Origin of the sequence: Paratissierella segnis (assembly GCF_014385195.1) — a bacterium.
Taxonomy (GTDB): Bacteria; Bacillota; Clostridia; order Tissierellales; family Tissierellaceae; genus Paratissierella; species Paratissierella segnis.
On the sequence record NZ_JACRTG010000011.1, the window covers coordinates 65,773 to 72,184 of the forward strand.

Annotated in this window: 5 protein-coding genes; 3 read left to right on the top strand and 2 right to left on the bottom strand. The window is 30.7% G+C overall.

Going from position 1 to position 6,412, the window contains the following annotated elements; genetic code table 11:
* Nucleotides 1-45 precede the first annotated feature (45 nt).
* Entirely contained in the window at nt 46-810 is a 765-nt protein-coding gene (locus tag H8707_RS04270) for an amidohydrolase family protein (RefSeq protein ID WP_262428905.1), read from the bottom strand.
* A gap of 583 nt (nt 811-1,393) precedes the next feature.
* On the opposite strand from H8707_RS04270, the gene H8707_RS04275 reads away from it, so the two are divergent.
* Complete coding sequence (locus tag H8707_RS04275; protein WP_262428906.1) at nt 1,394-2,347, top strand: LysR family transcriptional regulator; 954 nt, start codon at nt 1,394-1,396, stop codon at nt 2,345-2,347.
* 410 nt (nt 2,348-2,757) lie between these two features.
* Here the strand turns inward: H8707_RS04275 and H8707_RS04280 are convergent, their stop codons facing one another.
* Nucleotides 2,758-4,446: a methyl-accepting chemotaxis protein gene (locus H8707_RS04280; RefSeq protein ID WP_262428909.1), complete on the bottom strand. Its 1,689-nt coding sequence runs from the start codon at nt 4,444-4,446 to the stop codon at nt 2,758-2,760.
* Between the two features lie 227 nt (nt 4,447-4,673).
* On the opposite strand from H8707_RS04280, the gene H8707_RS04285 reads away from it, so the two are divergent.
* Together H8707_RS04285 and H8707_RS04290 are read left to right on the top strand one after the other, a co-directional pair.
* On the top strand, nt 4,674-5,564 hold the full coding sequence (locus tag H8707_RS04285; protein ID WP_262428907.1) for a cation diffusion facilitator family transporter: 891 nt from the start codon (nt 4,674-4,676) through the stop codon (nt 5,562-5,564).
* A gap of 298 nt (nt 5,565-5,862) precedes the next feature.
* Nucleotides 5,863-6,279: a Fur family transcriptional regulator gene (locus H8707_RS04290; RefSeq protein WP_262428908.1), complete on the top strand. Its 417-nt coding sequence runs from the start codon at nt 5,863-5,865 to the stop codon at nt 6,277-6,279.
* Nucleotides 6,280-6,412: the final 133 nt, after the last annotated feature.

Below are 6,412 nucleotides of genomic sequence, written 5' to 3' on the forward strand. Positions count from 1 at the left end.
TATGAAAATTGAGAAAATTTCGCTTATCACTATTCACATATAAATTTATTCTATTTTTAATAAGCGTTTAGCGTTTCCAGCAAATAATAAATCCTTATCTTCCTTTGGAATATCCATAGAAAGAAGTGGATTAAGGTTTTCAGCAAAACGATAAGTTCGTAATGGGTTTGTATCTGTTCCAAAAATTATTCTGTCGTTCTTTCTCATGCGCTTATATGTCAACTTTGCAATTTGAGGAAAGGCCTCTACATATTCGGAAAATACAATAGTTGTATCCATATAAACATTCTCATGTTTTGCAACTAGAGTTGGATCTATTCCAAACGGATCTCCATGGGCAATAACAAATTTTGCTTCAGGATATCTTATAGCTAAATCATCTATTGGTAATGAACTGGCAAGTGCCATACGGCTTGTCCTTGAATTAATAGGACCAGTGTGTATTAAAATAGGTACATCTAATTCAATACATTTTTCAATAAGTGGTGACATACATGGATCCTCTAATGAAAAATTTTGTATTGGTGGATGCAATTTTAATCCTTTCAAATTATAATCAACAATGGCTCTTTCAAGCTCATCTGCAGCACCTTCTTCATATGGTACAACACATGCAAATCCCATTAGTCTATCAGGATATTGTTTTACCAGTTTACCTACAAACTTATTGTCTGAATACCCTAAATCATCAGATCCTGGCACTATTGGATGCACAACTGCCATATCAATATTATTAGCATCCATACCTTTTAAAAATTCTTTAACTTCTCCACGTCCTTCTCTAATATGCACGTGAAAATCAATAATCATCGTTCTCTACCTCCTAAAGTATTATATTTTTGTCTTGTATTTGTTTAAAAGTCTATCCTCCTTCCTTAAAAATTTAATAATGAAGCTATTAAACTCTTAATGATAAGTTCAATAATGGCTAAATAGTGGTATCCTTAAAAAAATTTAATAGTGTGCTAGTTACTTAAATAGTATGATAATGGAATTATTCGAAGGGTTAAAAAACTGACACCTTCAAAGAAGTGATATTTATTAAAAGCTGATAATCAGATAATTTTTTGCAACAATATATTATTAATATCTAAATTATGTAAACTGTGTAAGATTCTTCAATGTGACTATTTCTCTTCATTTCTTTTTAGAAAGTATACCAGCAATAAATTCCCATGTCAAGCAAAATATAAGTAATATTTATAAAATATATCTTTTAAATAATTAGTCGAATCATAAAATCCCATATTTTCAATGTTTATCAGGAATATTTTAACATTAAAATAGAATTTATTTGATATGTTATAGGTTATTTGCTATATAGTTGCGATTACCTATATGATATAATATAATTAAGAGTGAAATGAGCAAATAATATATTGGAGGTTAGTTTATGAATAAAAATAACACCACAACTTTTACTACCCTGCGTTATGTTGTAACTGTAGCAGAAGAAAGAAGTTTTACTAAAGCAGCAGAAAAACTCTTTGTTACTCAACCTACTATTAGTCAAAATATTAAAGCATTAGAAGATAAATTAGGTACCCCTCTCTTTGATCGTTCAACATACCCTTTAACATTAACCTATGCAGGTAAACTATATATTGAATGGGCTCAAAACACATTACTCTCCCAGGCACAAATTACTAAAGAATTGACGGCAATTAAAAACCCTGAACAAACTAGACTTGTAATAGGATCTTATGCTCATCGAAATACATACATATTTCCTGAAATTATAGAACAACTTTCATATGATTATCCCCATTGTAATATTGTTGTAGAAGAAGGTTTGCCAAGAGTTTTGTATAGCGGGTTAGAGGATGGAGAAATAGATATAGTTATTGCAGAGGCTTATTCTGATACAGTTAGATATGAGAATATCTTTATTAGAAATGAAAATTTACTTATAGCGGCACCTAAAAGTTTTGATATTAAAAGAAGAGCGTCTGAAGATAGTAATTTCCCATTAATTCGTTTAAAAGATATTGAGCAACATCCCGTTATAACCTTATCACCAAGACACGATTTTGGAAACATCATTAGGACCCTATTTGAATTAGAAAATATTGTCCCAAATCATGTTATTGAATGTAGGAGAGTTGAATTAGCCCACAAATTTGTTGAAAGAGGTTTGGGAATTACATTGCTACCTGAAATGTATGTCGAACAACTAGGTCAAGAAGATAACATAGAATATTTTATTATTGATAAGTATAGACCTACTAGAAATATCTCTCTTATTTATTCCAAAAACAGATTCTTAATTGAACCAGCAAGCAGATTTATTGATTTATTCCTAAAAAAATTTGCAACTCCTGAAACTCTTCCAAATATAAATATATAGCCCGGATTCTATATCTTCGATTATCTGCATTGTACCTATTAAGCACCGAAAGCTACATACCAGATTTGTGAGCTAAGATAAACTATCTTTTCATTTTTATAGGCTTCTGTTTGCTTTATGATATCATTATCAAAGATTTGTTCAGCAGATGTATTGCCAACGGTAATAGCAGCTCTGTCGATTACGAAAATATATTGGGGGTTTTTCTAATGTTTTCAAAGGTAGCTTTAACATAAAAGAAGGGATTTTACTGTGAAGAGAAATTGCGCTTACTGTAGGATATAACAATCAAAATTATTACAATATGTCATTTAAACGGCATGTAGGTATACACCATTAAATTGTAGAAATAAATATAGGGGGCTTATCTATAAACTCCCTATATACTATGTTTTCAATGAAACTTAATATTATAGTTTAAAATTATCGACCACTGTATTTAGTGTAGTAGATATACCCTCCAATTTAGTTGATAGCTTAGCAATTTCATCGATTGTTGCCGATTGATCTTGAATTGAGGCCGCGATCTGTTCAGTAGCCGCTGCTGACTCTTCCGTAACAGATGACATATCTTCTATGGTTTTTATTACAATTTCTTTACTCATTGCAGTATCTCTAATGCTATCAATTAAAGTTCTAATTTGTTTTATAACACTGTTAACGGACAAATTTATATTTTCAAATGATTCTTTTGTCTCCATGGATTTTTTTGCCGTCTCTTCCATAGAATTTTTGGACGATGCCACATTGCTTTTCGTATTTGAAATTTCATTTTGAATATCCTTTATAGAAGCTTCTATAATATTTGTATTTTCCGAAACTTGATTTGCTAATTTTCTTATTTCATTAGCAACTACTTCAAATCCCCTTCCATGCTCTCCCGCCCTTGCCGCTTCTATTGAAGCATTTAATGCTAATAAATTAGTCTGCTCTGCTATGCTCCTTATTGTATCTATTATTTTCCCTATCTCTATAGATTTGTCATCTAGAATATTTACCTGTGAATTCATATTTTCAATAATAATATTGTTATTTTTGACTTGCGTTTCCAATAATCCAATGGATTTAATTCCTGCTTCATTCACATTAACAATCTTTTCAATATCCTTATTGATTAAATCTGTATTTTCATCCATCAAATTGATTTTATTGTCCAAAGCCAAAAGCTCTTGAAACCCTTGCTCCGCACTTTTAGCTTGATCACTGGACCCCTTTGCCACTTCATCTATAGAAATTGCTATTTGCTCTATTGATGCTGAAGTCTCTTCCATTGAACTTGCCAAATCGATTGAATCATCTTCTATATCATGGGATATAGCTTTTATCTTTTTAACTATTTCCTGTAAATTGCCTTGCAATTTATACATTGCTTTTGCCATATGCCCCAATTCTGTGCTACTGTTGGCTATTTTAATATATTTGTCATTATGAATTAAATTGAAATCCGACAAATCTAATGCTAATTCGGTCAGATTTTTCACCGGTTCAATTACAAGCTTGTCCATAGCAATAAAAACAATCATAAAAATAATTATTATAATTATATTTATACTTATAATAGCAGTAGTTTGTCTTTTACTTGACGCTACTGACTCTTGAACGAACATATTTGTGTTTGAGCCTAACTTATTACTTATAGCATTGGATAAATTCAATACTTTGTCTAATCTAGGCTCTATGTTTTCATAGTAGCTGTCTATTCGATCCAAGGTAGATAAATCATTTATATTTTCTGCTGATTTGTGTAAATCTCTATGATATTCGTCTATCTCCACCAAGAGAGATTTTACATCTTCAGGCAGTGCATTATAATTTCGAGAATTCATTATATCCCTATACTTTTTGCCAAAAGCACAATTATCCGAATCAAGCTCACCTGTAAAATCTTCATCTCTTAAGATGGATTCCAATAGATTGTTTTTCCATACCAGATGACTTTCTTTAGCATCCATAAACACTTGATTCATATTATTTAGTTCCCTTACATTTAGTGACCATTCTAATTGTTTTCTGGCATTAATAAAAGTCATTACACTCCCTGCGATAAGTACTATGATTACGAGTATAAAAATCAGATATGTCCTTTTCTTTAGTGTCATATTGTTCAAATATAAAACCTCCTTGTAAATATATAAGTGTAAATAATTACCAGTTTGCCAACAAAACAATTAATACCCTTCAAAAATCAAATATAAACATAGTTTTATAAAGTTATTTTTAGATGTATAGTCTAATCTCAAATATTTAACCTTTTTCTTATATTTGAATATATTAATTAATGGAATATTTATCCCACAATATATTATATGAAAGAAGGATAATTCTAATGGAAATTGTAAGATACAAGGAGATTCAGAAGGTTCAATTTATTATTATATTATTAAATATCATAACATCAATATCAAAACTTTTTACAGGCTTTATAATAAATTCTGCTTCAATGATGGCTGATGGATTCCATTCCATGACGGATGCCTTAAACAACGTAGCAGGTATGATAGGAGTATATTTTGCATTTCAGCCTGATGACGAAAGGCATCCGTATGGTCACAGAAAATTTGAAACCATGGCTACACTGTTAATTAGCGGACTTCTATTGTTTACATCACTTAACTTATTAAAAGGTGCATTTGAAAGAATTGTTAACCCAAAAGTACAAACCGTTACAGCTAAAAGCTTTATAATTATGATATTCAGCATAATAGTAAATATCTGTGTAACTACTTACGAAAGGAAAAAGGGTAAGCAGTTGCAAAGTGACTTTTTAATTTCAGATGCAACTCACACTTTAAGTGATGTGTTCGTATCCATATCTGTATTGGGAACTTTGATAGCAGTAAAGCTTGGACTTTCTTGGATGGATGTACTAGTGTCAATATTTATTGCATTAATTATAGCAAAATCCTCTTTTGATATAGTTAAAATGAGTGCAAATATACTCTGTGATGCAATAGCATTAAATCCCGAAGATATTTCCAATGTGGTATGTGAATTTGATGAAGTTCATTCTTGTCATAAGATACGTTCAAGGGGTCGTGCAGATGATATACATTTAGATTTGCATGTAGTTGCTGCCAATGATATGAGCCTTGATAAAGCACATAGTCTGGTACATAATATTGAAAAGCTTCTAAAGTCCAGATTCCCTGGAGTAACAGACGTAAACGTTCATGTAGATCCTTTAGACTATTATATGAACAAAAGTGCAAATAAATAATCATAACAATTCATACCCACCCAGTGAAATATAACTAGGCATAAAACCTTGGATATTTCTACTGTCGGGCACACAGCAATGCACAATTGCTGGGGTCGAGCTTTCGGGTAATAAAGACAATTAGCAGTTGACAATGGACAATTAAAAAATAGTGGAGAGTTAAGAACTATGAATGAAGAGTACTTGCCCCCTATTTACCTATTGACAATTAGTGATTTAAAGTCTATAATTTATTTTGTAATGATTACAATTCAGTAAATATTACAAAATTATTAATCTTAAAATAAAGGAAAATGCTATGGATATATCTATTAAAAAAATAGCTCATTCATTATCTGCAAAAGGTATAAAACCGTCTCATCAGAGAATAAAAATTATGGAATATCTATTGAAAAATAGATGCCATCCTACAGTTGACATGATCTATACTGATCTTCAAGAAGAGATACCCACTCTCTCAAAGACCACAGTATATAATACATTAAATTTATTTACAGAATCAGAATTGGTAAGAGTGCTATCTATAGATGGCATTGAATCCAAATATGATATCAATGTAGAAAATCACGGGCATTTTATATGTGAATCCTGTGGGAAGCTTTATGATTTTCCAATAGATATAGATAAATATGTAATTGATGAACTTATTGATTTTAAGATTAATGAAAAAAATGTTTATTATAAAGGCATCTGTCCTAGATGCTTAAAGAAATAAAATAATTTTAAATCAGGAGGAAAACAATGAAAAACTTAAAGGGGACAAAAACAGCAGTAAATTTAATGAAGGCATTTGCAGGAGAGTCACAAGCTAGAAACAGATATACATACTATGCTTCTGTGGCTGATAA